The organism is Deltaproteobacteria bacterium (assembly GCA_016180845.1).
Taxonomy (GTDB): Bacteria; UBA10199; UBA10199; order JACPAL01; family JACPAL01; genus JACPAK01.
The window spans coordinates 160,636-182,799 of sequence record JACPAK010000004.1; the positions used below are offsets into that span (position 1 = coordinate 160,636).

20 protein-coding genes are annotated in these 22,164 nt (G+C 50.5%); 10 read left to right on the forward strand and 10 right to left on the reverse strand.

Going from position 1 to position 22,164, the window contains the following annotated elements; translation table 11 throughout:
* Positions 1-49: 49 nt before the first annotated feature.
* The gene (locus tag HYT76_07760) at positions 50-1,138 is read left to right on the forward strand and encodes an efflux RND transporter periplasmic adaptor subunit (GenBank protein ID MBI2083453.1); all 1,089 of its coding nucleotides are present in this window, start codon (positions 50-52) and stop codon (positions 1,136-1,138) included.
* Positions 1,131-1,829, forward strand: a complete 699-nt coding sequence (locus tag HYT76_07765) for a phosphodiester glycosidase family protein (GenBank protein MBI2083454.1) — start codon at positions 1,131-1,133, stop codon at positions 1,827-1,829. Before HYT76_07760 ends, HYT76_07765 begins: the two co-directional genes overlap by 8 nt.
* On the opposite strand, the gene rho is transcribed toward HYT76_07765, so the two are convergent.
* Positions 1,826-3,073 (reverse strand): transcription termination factor Rho, encoded by a 1,248-nt coding sequence (gene rho, locus HYT76_07770; GenBank protein MBI2083455.1) that lies wholly within the window; start codon positions 3,071-3,073, stop codon positions 1,826-1,828. The genes HYT76_07765 and rho overlap by 4 nt on opposite strands.
* Positions 3,074-3,385: 312 nt before the next feature.
* Here rho and argH point away from each other — a divergent pair, with 312 nt between their 5' ends.
* The 3 genes from argH to HYT76_07785 are packed head-to-tail and all read left to right on the forward strand — an operon-like array spanning position 3,386 to position 6,852.
* Positions 3,386-4,762, forward strand: coding sequence for an argininosuccinate lyase (gene argH, locus HYT76_07775; GenBank protein ID MBI2083456.1), 1,377 nt, complete (start codon positions 3,386-3,388; stop codon positions 4,760-4,762).
* Positions 4,762-6,018, forward strand: coding sequence for a diaminopimelate decarboxylase (gene lysA / locus HYT76_07780; GenBank protein ID MBI2083457.1), 1,257 nt, complete (start codon positions 4,762-4,764; stop codon positions 6,016-6,018). The genes argH and lysA overlap by 1 nt, the downstream gene beginning before the upstream one ends.
* A gap of 15 nt (positions 6,019-6,033) precedes the next feature.
* Positions 6,034-6,852, forward strand: coding sequence for a diaminopimelate epimerase (locus HYT76_07785; GenBank protein MBI2083458.1), 819 nt, complete (start codon positions 6,034-6,036; stop codon positions 6,850-6,852).
* Here the strand turns inward: HYT76_07785 and HYT76_07790 are convergent.
* A complete protein-coding gene (locus tag HYT76_07790) occupies positions 6,849-7,553 on the reverse strand; it encodes a hypothetical protein (GenBank protein MBI2083459.1) in 705 nt (234 codons plus the stop codon). The two genes, HYT76_07785 and HYT76_07790, sit on opposite strands and share 4 nt — an antisense overlap.
* A 102-nt stretch (positions 7,554-7,655) precedes the next feature.
* On the opposite strand from HYT76_07790, the gene HYT76_07795 reads away from it, so the two are divergent.
* Complete coding sequence (locus HYT76_07795) at positions 7,656-7,883, forward strand: type II toxin-antitoxin system HicB family antitoxin (GenBank protein MBI2083460.1); 228 nt, start codon at positions 7,656-7,658, stop codon at positions 7,881-7,883.
* Positions 7,880-8,092 carry a type II toxin-antitoxin system HicA family toxin gene (locus HYT76_07800; protein MBI2083461.1) on the forward strand — a complete coding sequence of 71 codons (213 nt, stop codon included), beginning with the start codon at positions 7,880-7,882 and terminating at the stop codon, positions 8,090-8,092. Before HYT76_07795 ends, HYT76_07800 begins: the two co-directional genes overlap by 4 nt.
* Positions 8,093-8,136: 44 nt before the next feature.
* On the opposite strand, the gene HYT76_07805 is transcribed toward HYT76_07800, so the two are convergent.
* Positions 8,137-8,955 carry a hypothetical protein gene (locus tag HYT76_07805; protein ID MBI2083462.1) on the reverse strand — a complete coding sequence of 273 codons (819 nt, stop codon included), beginning with the start codon at positions 8,953-8,955 and terminating at the stop codon, positions 8,137-8,139.
* A gap of 81 nt (positions 8,956-9,036) precedes the next feature.
* Between HYT76_07805 and HYT76_07810 the strand changes: the two genes are divergently transcribed.
* Positions 9,037-9,918 (forward strand): 4-hydroxy-tetrahydrodipicolinate synthase, encoded by an 882-nt coding sequence (locus tag HYT76_07810; GenBank protein MBI2083463.1) that lies wholly within the window; start codon positions 9,037-9,039, stop codon positions 9,916-9,918.
* 1 nt (position 9,919) lies between these two features.
* On the opposite strand, the gene HYT76_07815 is transcribed toward HYT76_07810, so the two are convergent.
* From HYT76_07815 to HYT76_07845, 7 genes are all read right to left on the reverse strand, one after another.
* The gene (locus HYT76_07815) at positions 9,920-12,037 is read right to left on the reverse strand and encodes a hypothetical protein (GenBank protein ID MBI2083464.1); all 2,118 of its coding nucleotides are present in this window, start codon (positions 12,035-12,037) and stop codon (positions 9,920-9,922) included.
* Positions 12,038-12,147: 110 nt separating this feature from the next.
* On the reverse strand, positions 12,148-14,052 hold the full coding sequence (locus HYT76_07820) for a hypothetical protein (GenBank protein MBI2083465.1): 1,905 nt from the start codon (positions 14,050-14,052) through the stop codon (positions 12,148-12,150).
* Positions 14,053-14,075: 23 nt separating this feature from the next.
* Positions 14,076-14,717 (reverse strand): hypothetical protein, encoded by a 642-nt coding sequence (locus HYT76_07825; GenBank protein MBI2083466.1) that lies wholly within the window; start codon positions 14,715-14,717, stop codon positions 14,076-14,078.
* Positions 14,718-14,767: 50 nt separating this feature from the next.
* Positions 14,768-15,202 carry a hypothetical protein gene (locus HYT76_07830; protein MBI2083467.1) on the reverse strand — a complete coding sequence of 145 codons (435 nt, stop codon included), beginning with the start codon at positions 15,200-15,202 and terminating at the stop codon, positions 14,768-14,770.
* The gene (locus HYT76_07835) at positions 15,199-18,030 is read right to left on the reverse strand and encodes a hypothetical protein (protein MBI2083468.1); all 2,832 of its coding nucleotides are present in this window, start codon (positions 18,028-18,030) and stop codon (positions 15,199-15,201) included. The genes HYT76_07830 and HYT76_07835 overlap by 4 nt, the downstream gene beginning before the upstream one ends.
* Positions 18,027-20,162 (reverse strand): hypothetical protein, encoded by a 2,136-nt coding sequence (locus HYT76_07840; protein ID MBI2083469.1) that lies wholly within the window; start codon positions 20,160-20,162, stop codon positions 18,027-18,029. The genes HYT76_07835 and HYT76_07840 overlap by 4 nt, the downstream gene beginning before the upstream one ends.
* 119 nt (positions 20,163-20,281) lie before the next feature.
* A complete protein-coding gene (locus tag HYT76_07845) occupies positions 20,282-20,992 on the reverse strand; it encodes a hypothetical protein (protein ID MBI2083470.1) in 711 nt (236 codons plus the stop codon).
* Between the two features lie 104 nt (positions 20,993-21,096).
* Between HYT76_07845 and dapB the strand changes: the two genes are divergently transcribed.
* Both dapB and HYT76_07855 read left to right on the forward strand, forming a co-directional pair.
* Complete coding sequence (gene dapB / locus HYT76_07850) at positions 21,097-21,747, forward strand: 4-hydroxy-tetrahydrodipicolinate reductase (protein ID MBI2083471.1); 651 nt, start codon at positions 21,097-21,099, stop codon at positions 21,745-21,747.
* A gap of 51 nt (positions 21,748-21,798) precedes the next feature.
* On the forward strand, positions 21,799-22,164 hold a 366-nt coding region (locus HYT76_07855; protein MBI2083472.1), incomplete at its 3' end, for a hypothetical protein.

Here is a 22,164-nt window from a genome sequence, read left to right on the forward strand (position 1 = left end):
GGCGGTTTGCAAGACTTGCTTTTTCAAAACCCTCTCCTATAATTCCCCCATGCGTTTACTTTTTTCTCTTCTAACAAGTCTCATTTTTATCATCTCCTGCCAATCTGAAGACTCCAGCTCCTTCCTGGAGAAAAAAACCAGAAAAAAAATTATCCCGATTGAAACACTGATGATTACAAAAAAAGAGATCCCGCTCACCGTCCAGGAAAAGGGACAAGCAGAGGCCCCCGATCGATTCGAACTTGCCGCTCCAGAAGGAGGAGGAAAGGTCGCACAGATCTTTGTGGAAATAGGACAAACTGTTGCCGAAGGTGATCCTCTGATCCGTTTTGACGACGAAGAACTAAAGCTCAAACTCGATCTTGCCAGATCCCAGATTGACGAGGCGGAAGCAGGGCTTGAAGACGCGCGTTACAAGGAAAGAAACCGCCAGAGGCTTTTGGAGGCGCTGTCATTGACTGAGGCCGAATCGGAGGGGCTCGAGGAAAAGATTGCCCATTTCGAGGCCCAGCTGAACCGTGCCAAGAACGAAGTCGAGCTGTTCGAGAAACAACTCCAGAATATTCAGGTTACCAGCCCTATCTCGGGAATCGTGACAAAACGGAGTGTCACGGTCGGGACACCTGTGGAGAAAGCAGAAAAGCTCCTTGAGGTGATTCGAATCAGCCCGATCTGGTTTACCTTCTCTGTCCCGCTGGAAGTGGTCGGGGCCTTTGAAAAAGGGAACCTCGTCACCATCCGGATCCCTGAGCTTGAAAATCGGGAGCTATCGGGTGAGGTCCTTGTCGTCGGTGCGGAGGCCTCGACAGAAGGGCGCGTTCAGATCAAGCTTTCGATTCCAAACGAAAACATCCTTTTAAAGTCAGGGATGGGTGGTGAGGTGGTTCATCGTACCTCGCTGAAAAAGACGATTATGACTATCCCGGAAAAGGCCTTGATTCGGACCGAACGATCGACCTACGTCTACAAGGTCATTGGAGAGCGGGTCAAGAAAGCGGCTGTGAAGATTGAAGAGGGACAAAACAACGAGGTCACCCTAACGCGGGGGCTCTCCGAAGGAGACTTGATCGCGATCTCCAATATTGAAGAGTTGAAGAATGGGGCGATGGTCGAAATCACAACAGCATCCCGTGAATAAAACATTTTTCTTCATCCTTCTATTTTTTTCTCTTTGCTTGCCTCTTGAAACGCTTGCTTGGAAACCACTCCAAAAAGGATGGGATTATCAGCAAGAAGGATCTCGGATCCATCTTTTCCAAATTGATCCTCGGGAATATCGCTTCGATCTCTTGGTCGCTCGTGACAATAACACACCCACATTAGCGGCCAAAACTTATCGAGAAAAAAGTGGTGCCCTTCTGGTCGTTAATGGAGGTTTCTTCGATGAAAACTTCCGTTCTCTCGGTCTCCTGGTCAAAAAGGGGAAAATACTTAATCCGCTGCGGAATTCCGAATGGGGAATCTTCCAGATCCGGGATAAAACCCCCTCCGTGATTCATCGTCGTGATTGGAACCCGGAAAAAGTGGAGATAGCGATTCAGGTCGGTCCAAGACTTGTGATTGATGGTCGAATCCCTTCATTTAAACCAGAGGAAGAACCTCACCGAAGGTCTGCGATCGGCGTGACGAAAGAGGGCAAAATTCTGATCGCGATCGCCGATGAACCGATCGAGATGAAGAAGTGGGCCGAGCTGATCCAGAGATACGCCCCCTTTGCGATGAATCTCGACGGAGGAGGTTCTTCGCAAATTTCTGTTCGATTGAAAGATCTTTCGCTGGAATTGATCGGAACGACCGCTATTCCAAATGCCGTGGCAGTGTTCCCTTAACCACTCATCGAATCAAGAAAGTCCTTATTCGTCTTTGTGTTTTGCATCTTGTCGGTCAGGAATTCCATTGCATCGATGACATTGAGGGGGGCCAGAACCTTTCGGAGGATCCAGACACGGTTCAAGACATCAGGTTCTAAAAGAAGCTCTTCTTTACGAGTTCCGGATCGGTTCACATCCATGCAGGGGAAAATCCTCTTTTCCATGAGCTTCCGCTCGAGATGAATCTCGGCATTGCCGGTCCCCTTAAACTCCTCAAAAATAACCTCATCCATCCGGCTTCCCGTATCAATCAAGGCGGTCGCAATAATCGTGAGGCTACCCCCCTCTTCAATATTCCGGGCCGCCCCAAAGAAGCGCTTCGGTTTGTGGAGGGCATTGGAATCAACACCTCCCGAAAGAATCTTTCCGGAAGGCGGAACGACGGTGTTGTAGGCACGCGCAAGCCGAGTGATCGAATCGAGTAAAATCACGACATCTTTTTTGTGTTCGACAAGACGCTTCGCCTTCTCAATAACCATCTCCGCCACCTGAACGTGCCGGGCAGCCGGCTCATCAAATGTCGAAGAGACAACATCCCCTTTGACCGATCGCTGCATGTCGGTCACCTCTTCCGGCCGCTCATCGATCAAAAGGACAATCAAGACCACATCGGGATGATTTGCCGTGATCGCATTGGCGATATTCTGCATCATCATCGTCTTGCCGGTACGCGGCGCCGCAACAATTAAGGCCCTCTGACCCTTCCCTATCGGACTCAGCAAATCAATCACGCGTGTCGTATAATTCTTCGGGGCATATTCAAGATGGAGTCTCTGATTCGGGTAGAGGGGAGTCAGATTATCAAAAAGGATTTTTTCTCGAGCCACCTCGGGCGATTCAAAATTAACCGATTGAACCTTGATCAAGGCAAAATAACGTTCCGAATCCTTCGGCGGCCGAATTTGGCCGGTCACCGTATCACCGGTCCTCAAGGCGAATTTTCGGATTTGCGAGGGAGAGACATAAATATCATCCGGTCCCGGCAAGTAATTATAATCAGAGGCCCGCAGGAAACCAAAACCATCGGGAAGTATCTCCAGAATCCCATCACCGAAGATCATTCCATTCTGATTTGCCTGGGCATTGAGGAGGGCAAATATCAACTCCTGTCGACGCATCCCCGCCGCCCCTTCAATATTGAAGCTATGGGCCATCTCGACCAGCTCACTGATTTTTTTCTTCTTCAGGTCGCTCAAATACATGACCTGCCCCTGAATATCTTCAGGGGAGATGGTATCTTGTGGGTCTAAAGCAGGCATAGGGGCTCCATTGGCAGGGGGGTCCAAACTATGGTCAGGCCGAAAGGCCTCACGCGGTCGATTTCTTCTGGGACGATTCATTTTTTAAAAGGCTTTTGGCTAATGAGGAAATCCTTGTTGTTTCTGATGAGTTTTTTTCTGAAAATTTTCTGAACTGGAGGCATTATCTAGAAAAGGGGTTCCCCTGTCAAGTGGTGTTTCTTGCTTTCTTCATATCCTTAATGTTAACTCACGCGGATCAAACGAGGAGCAAACATGGCAAAAAAGAAATGGAGTGGGCGATTTGAAAAGGGACTTGATCCCCTCGCCCTCGATTTTACCCAATCGGTGGAGTTCGACAAAAAGCTCTATTATTACGATATATTAGGCAGCATGGCCCATGCGCGTGGACTTGCGCGGGCCGGAATCCTCTCCAAGAAAGAGGCAAAAAAAATTGCCGGGGGACTCCATGCGGTTGTTCGCGATATTCAGTCTGGAAAATTCCAGTTCAAAGAAGAGCTTGAGGATGTGCATCGGAATATCGAATCAGCGCTGATAAAAAAGATTGGTCGAGTTGGAGGAAAGCTTCACACAGGACGGAGTCGAAACGATCAGGTCGCCCTTGATTTTCGTCTCTACTGTCGCGACCGGCTAGAAGAACTCCACGACTCCCTTGTCGGCTTGGAACGGGCAACGCTTAAAAAGGCGAAAGAGACAGTCGATATCTTAATGCCAGGGTACACCCATCTTCAAAGGGCTCAACCGATCCGCTTTGCCCATCACCTCCTGGCCTATATCGAGATGTGGGAAAGGGATCGAACTCGCATCCTTGAGGTCTTTCGCCGCATCAACATCAGTCCCTTAGGCTCTGGAGCCCTCGCAGGGACCGCATTCCCTGTAGATCGAGAGGGGGTCGCCCGTGACCTTGGGTTTACAGAGGTATCCCACAACAGCCTGGACGCCGTTTCTGATCGAGACTTCGCAATCGAGATCGCTTCACTCTCCTCTCTTCTCATGATGCATCTCTCCCGCCTCGCTGAGGAATGGATCCTCTGGTCGACGACTGAATTTAATTTCATCCATCTCCCCGACTCATTCTGTACCGGTTCCTCCATGATGCCACAAAAAAAGAATCCCGATATCCTGGAACTGATCCGTGGGAAAACCGGTCGTGTTTATGGTCATCTGATCTCTCTTCTCACTGTCATGAAATCACTCCCGCTCGCCTACAATAAAGACATGCAGGAGGATAAAGAGGCGGTCTTTGATCTTTTCGAGACAGTGATTAACTGTATCGACATCCTCGCTGCGATGATGCCAAAGGTCCAGCCGAACCGAACAGCGCTTCAGAGGGCGGTATCAGACAGTTTCCTCCTCGCTACCGATTTGGCCGATTGGCTCGTCAAAAAAGGAGTCGATTTCCGCAGCTCTCATGAAATCGTCTCGAAGGTTGTCCTCTTTTCCCTTCAAAAGAAAAAAGAATTACATGAATTGTCACTTGCCGACTTCAGACGTTTCTCAAAAACCTTTAATCAGGAGGTTTACCAGATCCTGAAGCCTGAGATTTCTGTAAACTTGAGACGCACCACTGGGGGCACCGCACGACAAACTGTCCTGAAAGAGATCAAACGGCTCGAGGAAAGGCTCCCCTGATGCATCACTTTCACTACAAAAAAAACGAGCTTCATTGCGAAGAGGTCCCCTTGCAAAAAATTGCCGAAGAGGTCGGGACACCGACTTATGTCTACAGTTCTGCCACCTTCGGAAGACATTTCCGTGTTTTTGATGCCGCCTTTCAGGGGATTTCGCATCTCACTTGTTTCGCGATGAAGACCAACTCGAATATCGCGCTCCTGCGCGCGGTCTCCAAATGGGGAGGAGGGGTCGACATCGTCTCCGGAGGCGAGCTGTTCCGCGCCTTGACGGCCGGGGTTCCAGCACATCGCATCGTCTACTCGGGGGTTGGAAAGACAGAGGCCGAAATGGAATACGCCTTGAGGAGCGACATTCTTCTCTTCAATGTCGAATCGGCGGATGAGCTGCTCACACTGGCAAACGTCGCCAAAAGGATCGGCCAGAGGGCCCCGGTCGCGATCCGGGTCAATCCTGATATCAATCCCAAAACCCACCCATATATCTCGACAGGGCTCAAAAAAAGTAAATTCGGGATCCAGATCAAAGAGAGCCTCAAGTTATATGAGGCCTCTAAAAAATACGACAGCCTCATCATCCGTGGGGTCAGCTGTCACATTGGATCCCAAATCACACAACTCAAACCGTTCATTGATACCGTCCGAAGACTTCGGGACTTCGTCCAGCTTTTGAAACAGAAGGGGTTTGACATTCAATACATCGATTTAGGGGGCGGACTCGGAATCCCGTATAAAAATGAAACCCCCCCTTCACCAGCTCAATATGCCGGAGCGCTTAAGAAAGAGCTTAAGGATATGAGGATCACACTGCTCCTCGAACCGGGTCGGGTGATCGCTGGAAACGCAGGGATCTTGTTGACCCGTCTTTTGTATCGAAAAAAACAGGGGAACAAAAATTTCGTGATCGTCGATGCGGCGATGAATGACCTGATCCGTCCTGCCCTCTACGGTTCTTATCATGAAATCCTTCCGGTCAAAAAACGAGGTGGAAGAAAAGAAAGGGTCAATGTCGTCGGGCCGGTCTGTGAATCCGCGGATTTCTTCGCAGAAAATCGTCCCCTTCCGGTTTTACCCGCCAATGAACTCCTCTCCATCATGAGCGCAGGGGCGTATGGGTTCACGATGGCCTCGAATTACAACTCCAGGCTGCGGGCTGCTGAGGTCCTCGTCCATGGCAATGAGTTTTACGTGGTGAGACAACGTGAGGAATATAAGGATTTATTAAAAGGAGAACATGTCCCGAAATTTCTTGTGTAGGGTTGATATATGAAAATCAATTTTGTCAAAATGCATGGCATTGGGAACGATTTTGTTTTTATCAACGGGATTCGTCTGAAGTTTCCCAACCCGGAGAAAAACTCAAGGCTCCTTTGTGACAGACGAAAGGGGATCGGGGCCGATCAGCTGCTGATCGTGAAAAAGTCAAAGAAGGCCGATTTCATGATGGAGATCTATAATGCCGACGGAAGTTGTGTGGAGATGTGCGGAAACGGCATCCGATGTCTCGCCAAGTATGTTACCGATGAAAAACTGACCTCCAAAAAAGAGCTGACAGTTGAGACCCTCGCCGGGATTCAGAAGATCCGGATCCTCTCAAAGGATCGTTATGAAGTGGATATGGGGGAACCGATCCTGAAGGCAAATCTGATCCCGATGAAACTAAAAGGGAGGGTCATCAATCGACCGATCCGGCTAGAGGGGCGTGAATACCGTGTGACCTGCGTCTCGATGGGAAACCCCCATTGTGTCCTCTTTGTCGACGACCTTCCGAAATATCCGGTGACGCAACTGGGTCCTTTGCTCGAGCGGTTTTATCTTTTTCCGAAGAGAACAAACGTCGAGTTTGTCGAAATCGATTCCTCGTCAGAGATTCATATGAGGACCTGGGAGCGGGGCGCCGGAGAGACACTCGCCTGTGGTAGTGGCGCCTGTGCCGCGGTCGTCGCGAGCCGCTTGAACCACCTGACGGAAAACAAGGTTCACGTCAAACTCCTGGGGGGGAGTCTCGATATCGAATGGAGCCGTTCTGACAATCACATCTACATGACCGGCACTGCTGCGACGGTGTTTAAAGGGGAAATCGAGATTTAATCGTTTTGCGGATTGTAGGTCATCTCAGGGCAAACAAGCTTTGGGGCACTCAGTTTTACTGTCCTCCCCGTATCCGTTCCAACAACAACCAGTCCTCTATCCTCTTCCTTCACTTCCTCACTTCGATCCTCAAGTGGGTTCGGGGCGCGAAAAACAAACTCCTCCTCTGCCTCGTCTGCCAAAGTTGTTGTTTGACGAGCCTCACAGTAAATTCGAATACCTGACTCATTAAATATACCGGAGTAAGAATCAAATTGCACCTGATGAGAATCTCTGGGCTTAGTGAGAATATAAGCTCCGAAGAGACATCCATCCGACCAATCCGATGGACAATAGGTGACGAGTGCAATTCCACTGATCGGGAGACAAGAGTCGGTTAGCGAATCTATCGGTAACCGAACATATTCCCAAAACTGTCTCCCTCCTTCTTTCGTAAAACCAACCAAAATTGCCTCGTCATCGCCCTCCCTTATCTCAAAGCGAAGCGCGTTCAAACCATCAAGAGAAGGGGGAAACAAACGACTCTGTTCGGCCATTAAAAAAACATCCCCTCCAGGATTTTCACCTAAAAAGACCCTCTTCGTTCCGCGTAGTCGCTGTTCTGCCTGGGCCTGCGCCCGCAACCATGCCCCAACAGCCAGTGCGGACGCTAAACCAGTGAGACCTAATGCGGTAAAAAAACGTGTCGCGCTTGTCCTCATAAAGTATCCTCCTCAAGCCCCCTACTAATTACCTCGCTTATCAGTTTTTTTAGGGAAAAGTTTCTTGTTTTCTTTCGGAGCCATTTTGCTAATATAAGCATCATGGCTCTTCGTTTTGCTATCGATGTTATGCCTGAAGAAGATGGGGAAGGATATTATGTGGTCGTCCCTGCATTGCCCGGTTGCTTTTCTCAAGGTCGCACCGTTGAAGAGGCAATGAAGAATGTCAAAAAGGCCATCTTTCTTCATGTACGTGCCCTTAAGAAACAGGGTGAATTTGTTCCCACCGAAGAAAGAACATTCCACACGGTTGTCGAGTTACCTGCTTGAGCTCACGTCTTCCTCGCCTTACGGCCAAGGAATTAATCCGATTCTTGAAAGGTCATGGTTTTGAACCTTTCGACTCCAAGGGATCTCATCAACATTTTGTCCACCCAATAACGAAACAAAAGGTTACCGTGCCTGTCCATTCAGGAAAAATCATCGGCCCTGGCCTTCTGAAGGCAATACTCAAACAGGCTGGCCTTGAGTGGAAATAGAAAGTGGCAAGGTGAACGTCAAACTCCTGGAGGGAAATCGAGATTTAGTAACTTAAAACATCGCAGAAAGTAGGCAACCTCAAACTTTGGCTAATACCTGCCGATGATTTCGGAACAAGAAAAAATTCTGTCCCATCATAATTGCTAGGAACAGGGCTTCGAAACCTGTAGGCACCGTCTTCTTCGAAGACGGTATCATTAGGCTCCGTACGGCAAACTTTAATTCCCATGCCACCGCTCTCCAAAAACCCATTAAAAAGCAGCAAGCGGTGTTGATCGGAACCTTCGCGAGAATAGAGAAGATAGGCCCCCCACTTGCAAGCCCATTCCCCACAGGTCAGTCCAACTGCTAAACCCTCTATCTCATCTGGCTTCAGTGGAACCCCATGGTCGCTAAATAATTGAACAGGAGCCGACCCTTTGCTCCCATCTGGGTAAGAAAATTCAATGGTCAGAGGGACTGGAGGAATCCTGCCAGAATTTGTGGGCTGATCTAATGGATCAAAAGACTCATCCCCATGCGGTTCATAGTCTCTTCTGAAGATCTGGACGGCAAAAGGTTCACTGCCTCGAACCGCTTCAGGTAATGAAGCGATCGGAACAGCAGCAGACCAGAGGAGATCTCTGAATCCCTCTATGCCAACAAAAAAATCCCGAGGGGGATCCCCTCGGGAATAGGATTGAGGAACTGTCCCCTTTTCTCCTTCTGCATCGCATCGCTTGGGTCTTGAAGAAGGTCGAGTTGGCTTGATTAAAGTCGGAAGAGCCACCGCCACTCCCACGAGAGCAGCACCAATAGAGATCTCGGCAATATGCCTCAAACAAAACCCTAGCAGAGAACCTTGGGTGTTGATGCGTACCATAATAAGTTAACACCGCTGTTTTCGGTCGAACGACAAAAAAGATGCTTGTTTTTTCAAGGAGTTCTTGAGAGTTGAAGCGCCATGAAACATCCCTTTCAAGGCTCGATCGTCGCCATCGTCACCCCATTTAAGGACGGCAAGGTCGATGAAAAGGCATTACGCGCCCTGATCGATTGGCAGATTGCGGAGGGGACCGATGCAATCGTTCCGTGTGGCTCTACCGGTGAGGCGGCGACTCTCTCCTACGAGGAGCATGACCGTGTGATCCAGATCACGATCGAACAGGTTGCCGGCAGGGTCAAGGTATTGGCAGGGACCGGCTCGAACGCCACCGCCGAGGCGATCCAGATCACGAAAAATGCCGAGAAACTAGGGGCCGATGGGTCGCTTCAGGTCGCACCTTACTATAACAAACCGACCCAGGAGGGGCTCTATCGACACTTCAAGGCGATTGCCGAGTCGGTCGCCCTCCCGATCCTCCTTTATAATGTCCCTGGCCGAACGGCAGTCAACATCCTGCCGGAAACAGTCGCCCGTCTTGCGAAGATACCGAACATCATCGGAATCAAGGAGGCGTGCGGAAATCTCGAACAGATCAAAAAAGTCGTCGATCTTTGTGGGCCAGAATTTGCCGTCCTCTCCGGAGAGGATGCCCAAAATTATGACATTCTGGCACTCGGTGGTTGCGGATCGATCTCCGTCACGGCGAATATTGTCCCCTCACGAATGGCGAAGATGTGGGATCTTTTTGCCTCTGGGAAAAAGAACGAGGCGAAGAAGGTCCATGAAGAACTGATGCCGCTCCATGCCGCGGTCTTTTTCGAAACAAATCCAGTCCCGGTCAAGACCTCCCTCGCCTTGATGGGAAAATGTCGTGAAGAGTTTCGACTCCCGCTCTGTGAGATATCACAAGAAAATCGGGAGCGTCTCATCAAGGTCCTGAAGGAATACCACCTGATCTGATTTACCTAATGAACATGTGGTAAAGATCAACGTTTATCGCCATCCCAATTCTCCATCCCTTCACACCGCCCCCCTGAAAATAGTCACCGCTCAGGAATAACCCAAATGCCCCATCCAGAAGCGCCGCACCTACCGCACCCCCTACCGACAAGCCATTCCTTCTGGGCCCCACTCCGGGGTCAAGCGATCGGAAACCAACGGTAGGCTCCAGCAAAACCATCGCCCCAGCACGTCCTCTATTCTCCCTCATCAACTGACCCCAAAGACCGATCTCTTCGTGTAACCCAAAGGCAAATGGCCTCTCAGGATCCGAAGGAGAAGGAGGTGAAACTGGACGGCTAGAAAAAAAACCTTGTTCCAACTTAATTCCAACCGCCTGACTCCTGAATCGATAGCCGGGACGGAGACTAAATTCAGGACCCGAGATCGTCGGAACCGGTCTTCCGTAATCATTCATCTCCCCCACTGAAAATCCCACGCGTGTATGGAGCACGGGCCCCTTTCGGTCCAGCACCCAGCGCATCTCCGGCGTCCGTCGAAAATCACCGACCTCTAATTTCTTCCCTTTCATCGACTTCAGGTCGATCCCGAGAACCTCTCGAAACGCCTTTTCCGAAAAAAGCTCTTCCCTTTTTATCCCACCAATTTCGGAGACCTGATACTCGTCCATCAGATAACCGAGGGCCATCAAGACGATGAGGGGATCACGGCTACGAAGTTCATGGAACGAAACCGGCTGCGCACCGCGCTGTTGAGGGGCCAAGAGCTCCAAAAAGATCGCTCGAACCTCGGCGTAGTCCTCATGGGGCTCCAACGCCTGATCCTGTATCCCTCGTGGCCCCGCGAGGGCGTAAGTGGAAAGAAAGTGACGGGAAGCTGCCTCATGAAAGCGGTCAATAACCTGCCCAAGAAGGTCATAGTCAAAACCATTAAAATCTCGCTCGCTATTCATTTCCTTATAGAGCCGGAGTGCCTCTTCATAGGCGGCGATCTGATCGGGTGTCGCCACTTTCTGAACCTTCCAGACATAATAATCCCGCAGCGCACTCTGGTCGGGCGAGGTAATGACAACTAAATTTTCTGGGACACGAAGGTCAGCATCGGCATGACCTCCGATCTCATGAAGGATCGAATTCAGAGTGGGATCCCCCTCACCGATCAAACCAAGCCAAGTAAAGTTTTCGCCGGAATGATAAATTCCGGCAACAGTATTAGAAGAGTCTTGAGAGATGAACCCACGTTTCATCGCCTCCTCTCGAGTCGCGAGTACGATACGAAGCGCCTTTTCTTCCCCTGGTGGCGGATTTAAATAGTGGGCGATTTCAGAGGCAGGAAGGGTTCGAAACGTCTCTCCGATTCGAAAGAGAATCTGTTTTTTTTGATCGGGGGAACAGCTTTCAGGGAAAAAGGCAAAAACGGTGAGAATATGACCCAAGACCCCGATCCGGTAGAACTCAGGCTGAGGAGAACTGTTATCCACGATTTGGTGAATGACGACTTCCGGCTTCTCTGGCTTATGAAAAACCTTGTCTAGAATTTCATTCCCTTTCTGATCATAAAATTGGAATCGAACTTGGTTCTCGGTTTGTGTCACAGCGACCAAAGGGGCATCCTTAAAAAAATAGACGGTCGTGAGTTTATTATCTTCCTTGTAAACGGCGCGCGTTACACCATTTGCTAAGAGGAATGACTCCCATTCTGCCAAGAGATAGGGATCGGTCCACGGGACATGCTGGTCCGGGTGACCTTTGAGTGTCACCTGATGAAAGGGGCTCAAGGAGGGAGGAACTGAGGAATCATTCCTCACATGAAAGGCAAAAGCTCGTCTGTCAAAATCACCTGGGGAAAGCGAGAGGCCTCGTGACGACCAATCGGAGAGTACCTTGTTTGCCTGCGGATTAATCACGCCGGCGGGGAGCTGAAAACCGGTCCGCTGAAAAACAAATTCAGAGAGACTGTCGACGGTCTTAAATGTTGTTAGCCAAGGATCGCCTATGTCCCGATCCGCCTCGACCAAACAGACCTCTTTTTCATCGCAGGAGGAGACCCGAATCCGAGAAGGATCAACCCCATTGGCCTGCAGAAGCTGATTCAATCTGTCTGCAATCGAGCCGCCCAAAATAGAGTCCTCCAGAGATAATTATCGGCTCTTCGGGGGGTATGAGTTGTGCTACAAGTCGAATTTGAATGGTTAAATTTTACTTATATTTCAATTAGTTAGCTGATAAATTATTTACCAATTCCCCCGAGTCGGTTCAGGAGATGATAGAGGTCAAGACCGATCATCGCCCCCACCTCCCCTTGGAGGTCGTCTTCTCCCTGGACAAGCCTGCCTTGAGCCGTCAAAGAAGCAAACCCCTGAAACATGAGGCCTGCCCCTCCACCCAACCAATAGGCGGCGCTATCTTCCTCGTCTTCCGATTGGGCCCACCCTACCCCACCTTCTGTTTCCAGGAAGAAGGCGAAGCTCCCCTTTTCTTTCAAAAGCTGTGACCAAAGACCGATATCCGATCGACTCTCCTCAGAATGGCCCCCAAAAAAGTTTTGTGCCATCACAAGACCTGCGCTGAAATGATTCCATCGATACCCTGGAAGCGCTTCGATTCTGACCGCTTCTTTCTCCAATGAATCTTGATCAGTCATATCTTGCCTGGCCACTCCAATACCCAAGCGAACTGTCCCGACGATGCCTGTACGATTACGGATCCATCGGCCTCCAGACAATTCTTCTCCTCCTTCCGCCACTTCGGCCACCACTTCTTCTCCGAAAGCGAGATGAATCCCCAAGACTGTTTCAAAACTTTCCTTCGAAAAAATCTCTCCCTGTTGTATCTGCCCAATCGAATCGACACGGTACTGATCCATCAGATAATCGAGACCCAAGAGGGTAAAAAGGGGCTCGTGGACTTTCCCATTTTCTCCTGCAAGTACCTCAAAAAAATTTTCAACGACCTCAGCATAGTCTTCACGTGGGGCTCGAAGCTGGCTTGGGATACCCCGAGACCCCTCAACAGCATAAGGAGAGACAAAACAGCGCGAAATCTTCTCTCGAAATGGATCAAGGTCATTCTCCAGAATCTTGAGATCAAATGAAGAGGCCTCCGGATCACGCAATCGATTGCGATAAATCTCGCTTGCCTTGGCGTAAGTCGCCAACTCTTCTGAAGAAAGACAGCGCCTGAGTTTCCAGACATAATAATCCGCGAGGGCGCTTCGCTGAGAATCGGTCATATAGGCGGGATTGTCATCGGGGGCACGGATATCATCGTCCCCATGTCCTGCGATTTCATGAAGAGTCGTCCGACGGAATGCATGATCCTCCGCCTCGAGATCAATCCAGCCATGATTCTGATCCGAGAAATAAAGACCACCGGCGCCGTGCAGATAAAATTTGAGCTCCTTTGCCTTTTCCTTCGTGGTGATGATGATCTTTATCGGAACTTCCGCACCAACCGATGAGGCATAGCGACCAATCCTCCTCTGAGGAAGGCGTTGAAGCGCCTCTCCAATATCTTTCAGGGTCTCCCTCTTCTCTTCGTCATCATAATCTTCAGGAAAAATAGCGATGACCTTAAAATCCCAACCATGAATCGTCAGCGTGTATTCAGAAGAATTCTTCCCAGGCTTGGGTGGCACCACCCTCAGAGGTGGTCTCAGCGGTTTTGTCAACTTCCTGACATGGCTCTTCTTCCCTGATGAATCAAAAAACTCGAATGTCAAAAATTCCTCTGTATGCGAGAGAACGATCAGCTTCTTCCCTTTCCATGAATAGGTCACACGAGAGTCACCGCTCCAACGATCCACCTCACGATTCGCACCGGCACCCAGAAGAAATGATTCCCACTCCGCCAGGAGATAGGAATCTGTCCACGGAACCTCGACTTCGGGATGACCGTTCAGTGTCACGGTATGCCAGGGACCAAAGAAAGAAGAAAGTGAGAGTTCTCCCTTCACCTCAAAGGCATAAAATTTCCTATCAAATGCCTCAGGGGAAAAAGGATTGAGTGAGAAACGGGACGCGGTAACAGGATCGGCCTGAGTCGGTTCGGACGGCGTTTCTGTAAACCGAGCCGGTGCCGAAACGCGAATCTTCGACTCGTTACCCGAATGGGAAGGTCTAATGTCCCCCGACATCTCCCCTCCTGACTATCTATTTATCACCACTCAAAAAATAGTCCGATCTGCGGTCCATGCCATTCGTGATTCGCCACATGGACAAAGCGGTAGCCTCCTCGAACCCCAACGTATTTGTGTTTGTAACGAAGCCCCCCCTGCAGATCGTAAACAATCGGATTGTCTTGATTGATGAACGAAAAAAACGGCCTCGCCTCGATCGTCCACTTCTTCCCCGGGAATAAATAGAGCGGAAAACCGATATCGAGCGAGTCGTTTTGCACATCCCCCCAAAATTTCTTGTACCCGACAGCGATATTGAGCTGGGCCTCCTTGATCAAGGCAAGTCGGTAGAGAAAGTGAACGGAAAAGATGTCAAAACCTTGTGACGGATTGCTTTCAAAATAGCGCGTGAATTCGACATCACCTCCCAGAAAGGCGATCCCAAGTTCCGCAAGACCATGAACTCCATGCACATCCTGCAAGAGCCTCTGATAATCAGCCTCGAGTTTAAAAACCGGAAGGATTGAATCGTATTGTTCTTTTCGGTCGTGAACCTCCAGGGTCCGTGCGGCACCCCCCAAGAGGGACCAGGCAGCGACTTCGGCAAGATCGGCTCTGGCAAGGCGTAAGGGAACTACGAGAAGGACAACGAACAGAAGGGGAAATAAAAGTTTCTTTCGCAAGGCGGATAGAAATAATCATTTAACCGGAAAGAGATCAATCAAATAAAACCTTACCGTTTCCGGGCTTTTTGAGGGGTTGGTTTTGGAGATGGTTGGGCAATCAAAATCAGATTTGTCTTTTTGACCCATTTTTTCTCATCGGGATCAAAATAATGACTCGCAACAATAATAAATGTTCCGTCTTCCCTCCATCCCGAATACCTTCGGTAATCACTCGAAACCTTCAAGCTTTTGAGCCCCTTCAAACTGACCCGTTCCTCCCTCTTTTCTTCCAAATTGTTTCTGAGGGAAATACCCTTTGATGCCAGAAGCTCCAAGACCGCTTCCATGTTATCATCCAAAAGGTAAACCTTCGTCTCCAGATTCTTCGTCCCCTTCGAGAATTCCGAACTCAGCTTCTGATCGACACGATAGTGGGGTGGCAATAGATCCTCACCCGCATGAAGAAAAGAAAAAAGAAATATCAAAAAAAGAATCTTTCTCATGGCAACCCCAAGCTGCTTCTGGTGACACAGGCACCGGTATCATAACAACAACGACCTCTGACTCTTTCTGGTATGGACGAGTTGTTCGGATAGCAGTAGATCGGCAAGCCAGCCCCAACACAGACACATTCGTCATTCGATGCGGCACCGAGACCTCGAATACACTCCGCTCCAGCAGCATGGTGATAGAAGAGATCCTCTGAATCCCCGAGAAGCATCGCTTCATCCCAATCACTGGAATCAGGCCTGAGACAGCTGTTGTAGTAACTCGACAGATCCGGATCAGGATCACAACCACACCAGCCAGTATCGGTACAGGCCTGGTTCGCTCCATCCGGTTCACAATTGCTGCCACAACATTTTATATTGCCGACAAACGGGAAACAGCCATCGTTTGTAACCGGAACCGACCCTCTCCGATAAGTCCATCCACGAGAGCAACCATCGCCTTCATCTTCCCTCCTCGCTGCTTCCTCCTCAGCCCGTCTCCGCTCCTCCTCCATCTCCTCTCTCTCTGCATTATATTCCTGACAGTAGCTGGTGTCTGGATTGGCCTCACACGCCTCATTACACCACCAAACGTTATTGCGAGCTGTCCAACCGTGGGCCTCACAAACGCCGGGGCAGCTCGGATGGGATGTAAAATCAGCATTGGAACATCGTCTTCGACAAAAATCCTCATCGGCATATGTCGACGACTGACAGATCCTCCCACAGAACTCCGGATCTTCGTCGTCTTCACAATACTCATGACAAAAGGCAGCGCCGATATCCGCCGATTCACAAGCATCGAAACAAAATGAAGGGGGTGTTCGTCCCGCCTCCCGGGCCTCACGACAGAAATCAAAACAGTAGTCGTGATATTCCAGCCGGCAGAGATCATCGCAATGATCGCGTCCGGAGTCCGCTTCACAAAGATCCAGACAACCGACTTCCCTCGGATTGGCTACGCAAGAATCCTCAAGTGCATTGTTGCAATGAGAATCCCCTCCCGACAAGGAACAACCGGCAGTGACGTCATTATCGCGTAACAATTGGCAAAGCCCCGGATTCGTATGGGCATGGTTCCAGCACCACTGGTAGCAGGATGACGTGATCGAGGAGGGGGACTCCGTCTGAAATCTCTGATAAAAGGTGACACAATCAGGCGCGCGACCGGTGTCGTCTCCGGGTGCCGTACGATCCCCTTGCCCAGGTCCGTCACTGTCATCGGGCGGCGGATCTCCTTCCAGAGGATCGCAAGCGACCTCTTCCCCGAACGGATCCGAACTCGCGGAACAACCAACCATATCGTGATGGTGTTGTGATGGTCCCATCGGGGCCTCAGGCGGGATACCTGCCGTCGCGAGACAGCTGAGACGGACAGGACCACCGCTATCGAGGATCTGATTAATGAGGGTCAGGATAAGATCCTGAAGATTCTGAGACCCAACACGACGCGCAATGCATTCTCCAAAAAGCTGTGACGAAATCACCGGATCTGCCGTATTCAATTCGGGATGCTCCAGGAGTGTATCGACAACACACGACTCAACTCGCTGCCATTCGGCACCGAGAAGATGTCGACGGTAAAAATTTACAATATAGTATCCTTGGGCGTACGGCTCGATCAGCTGCATAAGCCCGATCAACGGATCATGGAGCAGGAGCTCATAACGGGCCTCCAACCTCGTCCCGATATCGATGTGCTGAGGCGGTAGGGAGTTCCGTATCGCGTCAGGGAGAAAGTGATAGACAATCGCCCCGACCGCCCTTGCGGTCATTTCGTTTTCAAGTTGTGTATGAATATTCTCAAAACCACCAAAATCATAAACCGGATTCGTCGTATCAAAGGTATAGTTTCCATGGATGTAATAAAAAAGGGCGTGTGCCGCCTCATGGCTAGAGTTTTGGGCAACAATTCCACGTGCCGCCGGAAGGCGTGAAACAGAAAATTCCTGGTTTGTTGCGATAACATTCAGCGCATCCGTCTCTCCGAGAATACAATGACCTGAAGAACAAGGGACCTCTGGCGTAATCCAAACGGGATAAAAGTTGTTGTCGGTCATCGGACAGAGGTTGCCCAAGCAATCTGCAGGGCATGGGAACTCGGGGTCTGATGGGACAAGGGTATGACTGAGATACCGGACGACGGAGAGTGTTGAATAGATATATTCCCGAATAAGACTTCCCTCCGGTCCCACCTCTGTGATATTCCCCGTATTCAGCGCCTCATCGATCCGGTTTCCAACCTCCTTCAGAACTGTCGCCATCTCACGACGCTCAGCCTCCGTCCATTCACTGGTCGCTATTCGTAAAACTTCAGAGGCAAAGGCGGTCGAGACGAGGGAGTCGAGAAGCGAGGAGGGTCGAAGTCCCTCTATCTCATCCGGCGACAAGAGGTCATTGCCGCAGAGTTCAACGGGGCCTCGAATCAAAAACGGGATCTCTTGCCACTCCTCTCGCGCACGACGCTGCTTCGGCGCTCGATAGTAACATCTCCTGTATTCACGGGTCATTCCCCCCTCCAGCTCCTCGGTGACGGTCTGGCGTTCACAGCAACTGTCGAGTGCCGATTCCCCCCAGAAATGACCTCCACAGATGGTTCGAATACATCGGAGATCCAGCATCGGATCGTTTCGTCGAGACGAAACAACCTCTTCGCGACGACACCCCTCAGGGGATTCGCGATTGAGCTGCAACCGGTCACCAAAATCCGGCATTCTCTCTCGTAGAGAATCTCGCATCGCTTGATTCTGGTTTTGTCCTAAAATGGTTCCAATGGCCAAAAGATCGCCTGAGATCAAAAGAAACAGAAACCCAAAGATAAGCAACCTTCCTAACCTCACCGCCTCCTCCTCCATTCTTCGATCCGACGCCTCTGACTCGAATCGATCTGGATTTCAAACTCGGGATTGATTGTCTGTCTGATCGTCTCCTCTTGCCCACGCTGGATCAACGGTTCCGCATACGGGGGAGGCGCCGCACAGGAGGTCGTAGCCGGTATCTCAAAATCACGTACCTCCCCATTGTAGGTCATCTTTTTTGGATGGGGCAGCAGGGGGGCCATCGAATGAAGCATCGCGACCAGCTGGGAATCCTCCACCCGCCCCTGACGAAGCGACCTCATGATGTTTCGCATATTTTGACAGAGCGGGCCGAGATAGATCCCTCCATAGCCTCGACATTCGGCTGGATAGAGGAGACGAAGTCCCTCCACCACGGATTGGACACTGCCACCCGCTGTCGTGTAGCTCAGAACAAAGTTGTTTTTTTTCAACTCAAAATCAGTCGGCGCGTATTGGAGGTAACCGAGATAGAAGAGGACCGCCGCCTGTGCCGTGACCGCTAACTGCTCTTCCCTCAACGCCTCTCGATTTTCAGGCCAGCCCCCCATCTGACCCAAGTCATGAACGCGTTGAAAATAGGCATGCACCAACTGGTGTGCGATCAGCGAACTAATCATCGGACTATACCCCGAAGCAGGTACCTCCCCGGAAACACGCGGGATCAACCCCGTCCCACTGTCCCGGATCTCATAACCGGTATTTGTCTCCCACTCCCGCTCATAGATCCCGCCATCCCTCCATGTGCCGTAAGAGGCGTAGCAGTGGCCATCAAAACTCCCACGCACATTATACGTGGCAGCGGAACCAAGACTCCTCTTGCTATGACAGTCATGCGCGACGTCGGATTGGATGCAGAGCTTGTTGTCGTCATGATTGTATTCGACAATAGAACCCCAGGCCATCCGATCACAGCTCTTGACCGTAATCCGTGGAGGGAGGCCACGCAGACGGTAATAGTATCTCTGAGCGGCACAGGACCATCCGGAGCAAGGGGTCCAGGCGACCTGATCGACCATCGTCTTCAAGATATTCCAGACATTGATGATGACATCAGCCATTTCACGCTCCTCGGCGCTGGATCCATTATCTGGAGAGAGATCGCCGAAATTTCCTTCGGCAATCGCACGCGCAAGATCACTCACAGCAGAACGAAGCAGGAGTTCATGATGACCCCGCCATTCGTCACCAACATCTCCCCGGACTCCCGAAACGCCCCAGGTACGTCGAAAGAGTGGATTGGATTGATATTTGCCGAGGGCAGAAATCTGCGGGCAGACAAAACCCCATTTCAGATGCTGGAAGTCATAAGGGGCATCGACAGACCGCGGACTACTTGCCTCCAGGTGATTCAAGTGGCCACTGATCGCGATATCGAGATGACCTGCGGCATTCTCCGGCGTGACATCACCGCTGATCTGATTCACGAGATACCGTCCGAAGAGAAATCCACACTGATCGTCGATCTTGTTCCTCTCTTTCCAGGCAGGAAACTCCTGGGAGAGGGGTGAGGTCATTCCACCACCCGGAGGGTTCACAAACATCGTATCATCCCAAACCCCTTTTCTACCGAGGGGGTGACAATTGGTCGCAAAAAGGGGGGAGGCTAACAGATAGCTTTTTGAGTCTATCGGGAGCCCGCCACATTCCTGCTGCGTCCGACAGCCGTCATTAACCCATAATAAGCTGTAATTCCCCTTGTTCCCCTCTCCATTGTTGGCCGAAAAACCGGTTCTGCCCAAAGAGAGAAGCCGTCGATATGCCATCACCTCATCCTGGCCACTACAGTAAAAACTCTCATTCCCCCCATTACCAAGTCCCCCATTGTTGATTCGGAAGGTCCCTTCCATCTCTGCCGAATCGGAACCAAGCAGATCCGTGCCTCTTCCTCCTCCTGTTTCCTCCTCTTCCGGCGGAGTAATTTTCTCAAAACGAAACTGCGGAATCTTGAGCCGATTGTAGGTGTTGAGTTGTATCGTCGGTTGGGAACCTCGGATAACTCTTTCCTGAATCTGGCTCTGTGATGCCTGATTCGGAATATCAATCGCCCATAGAGGGAAGGAAAAGACCAAGGTTAGTAAGGATAAGAGTAACCTCTGCATCTTCTCTCCTTGAGTATGCAACTTCAGCGCCATAACCCCCTCAGACTAACGCAGATAACTATTTGAATTTTAAAGTGATTTTTTTCTCTTGGCGAAGGAGTCTTTTATCAAAAAGATAATTTTATCATTTTGAAAAAACAGACAACGTTTCATTACCACTCAAAAAAGAGACCGGCTTGAGGGCCATGCCACGGGTTCTTTTCTTCCTTGATATGAACAATTCGATAATCGGCACGAAAACCGACCCTCTTATATTTGTAACGAATCCCGGCCAGCAGATCGATCATAAAGGTACTCTCATGAACATCATCGTCTTGAATTGTTCCATCCTCCAGAACAATATTCTCCTCATCCGGTATGTCCTGATTAAAATGCAAGTAAGGTTTTATTTCGATCGTCCATCGTTTCGCCGGGAAGAAATAAAGCGGTACACCGATCCCCGGCCCCCCATTCCTCGCATCTCCCCAGAGAAACTTCCATCCGACAGAGATATTCATCTGCGCCTCTTTAATCAGCGCCATCCGATAGAGAAGTTGTGCCGAGAGCATATCGAAGGTGTGATTGGGATTGGTCTCATAGAGACGAGTAAAATCAAATTCACCGCCAATGAAGGCCATCCCAAATTCCGAACCGACATGAAAACCTTGTGCATCCTTCAAGGGGCGGTAGTAGTCCCCTTCAAGCTTGAAGATCGGGAGGATCGAATCGTACTTCTCTTTTTGATCGTAAATCTCGAGCCCCCTTTTGGCGCCCAACGTCGCCAGGGAAGAGAGCACTCCTGCCTGCACGACGCGCGAAAATCCAAAGGAAACAGCAAAAACCACCAGTACCAGTAAGATGAAAAGTGGAACTCTTCGGGACATGTTTAAGACGTTAATGAACCCCTTTACGCTATGAAAGTCGATTGGGGAAGCGTTTTTTTGAAAATAAGTTGCCATCACGCTCTGATCTCTCTAGATTCCCATTAATGATCAAAATTCTCATCAAGGGCGCCTCGGGAAAAATGGGACGGCGAATTCTCTTCTGTGCCTCTCAAGACAAGGAGTTCAAGGTGGTCGAGGCGATCGACCAAGCGGATGTCTTGATCGACTTCTCACATCCCGATGCCACGATTCTCCATCTGGAACTCGCCGCAAAGGCGAAAAAGCGGGCGGTAATCGGGACCACCGGCCATACAGAAGAACAGAAGAAACAGATCGAGAGCTTCGCCAAGAAACTCCCGTTCGTCCTCTCTCCGAACATGAGTGTCGGGGTCAATGTGATGTGGAAGATTATTGGTGAGGCGGCTCGGAAACTGGGATCTGAGTTTAAGGTGAATGTGACCGAGATCCACCACATCTATAAAAAAGACAAGCCGTCCGGCACCGCCTTGCAGATCGCCCGCGTCCTTGCGGAGACGATGAAGATTTCCCCAGAAAAGATCCCGATCGAGGCGATCCGGCAGGGGGAGGTGGTCGGCATCCATAAGACTGTCTTTGAAAGTTCCGGGGAGTTTTTGGAGATTCTTCACAATGCCAAGTCACGCGATACCTTCGCGCTCGGAGCCCTGCGTGCCGCACGGTGGATCGTCGGCAAACCAAACGGCCTATATTCGATGGCGAATGTCCTGAGTCTATAGCAACTTTTCTTTTTAATGAGCGAGATGAGGGGTGACAATAGTGGGGGGTAGATGACAGCGTTTGCCATCACTTCCGAAAGACTCCATTCCCCTTCTGAAGGGGGATTTCTCGAAGCAGTGAAGACGACCATTCACTGCGCACAAACCACACCCGGTGCCTCGCAATTTTATCTCGCGATCCCCCTGATTGGTCTCTCCCGGCTTGCCGGAGGGGGAAAAAAGCTCACAGCGGCGGCGGTCACCGTCGGAACAATCCTGGGAACCCTCTTCTCGAACTGGAAAGAAGTCAGCGCTGCCTACCAAAAAGGGAGTGGCCTGACCGGTACCGGAGTCGTCACCGAGGGGATTTCTTTTGCAGGGCAAACGGCACTCATGATCGCCTCCGGTTTTGTTGGAGGCCCGACAGGGAAACTGACA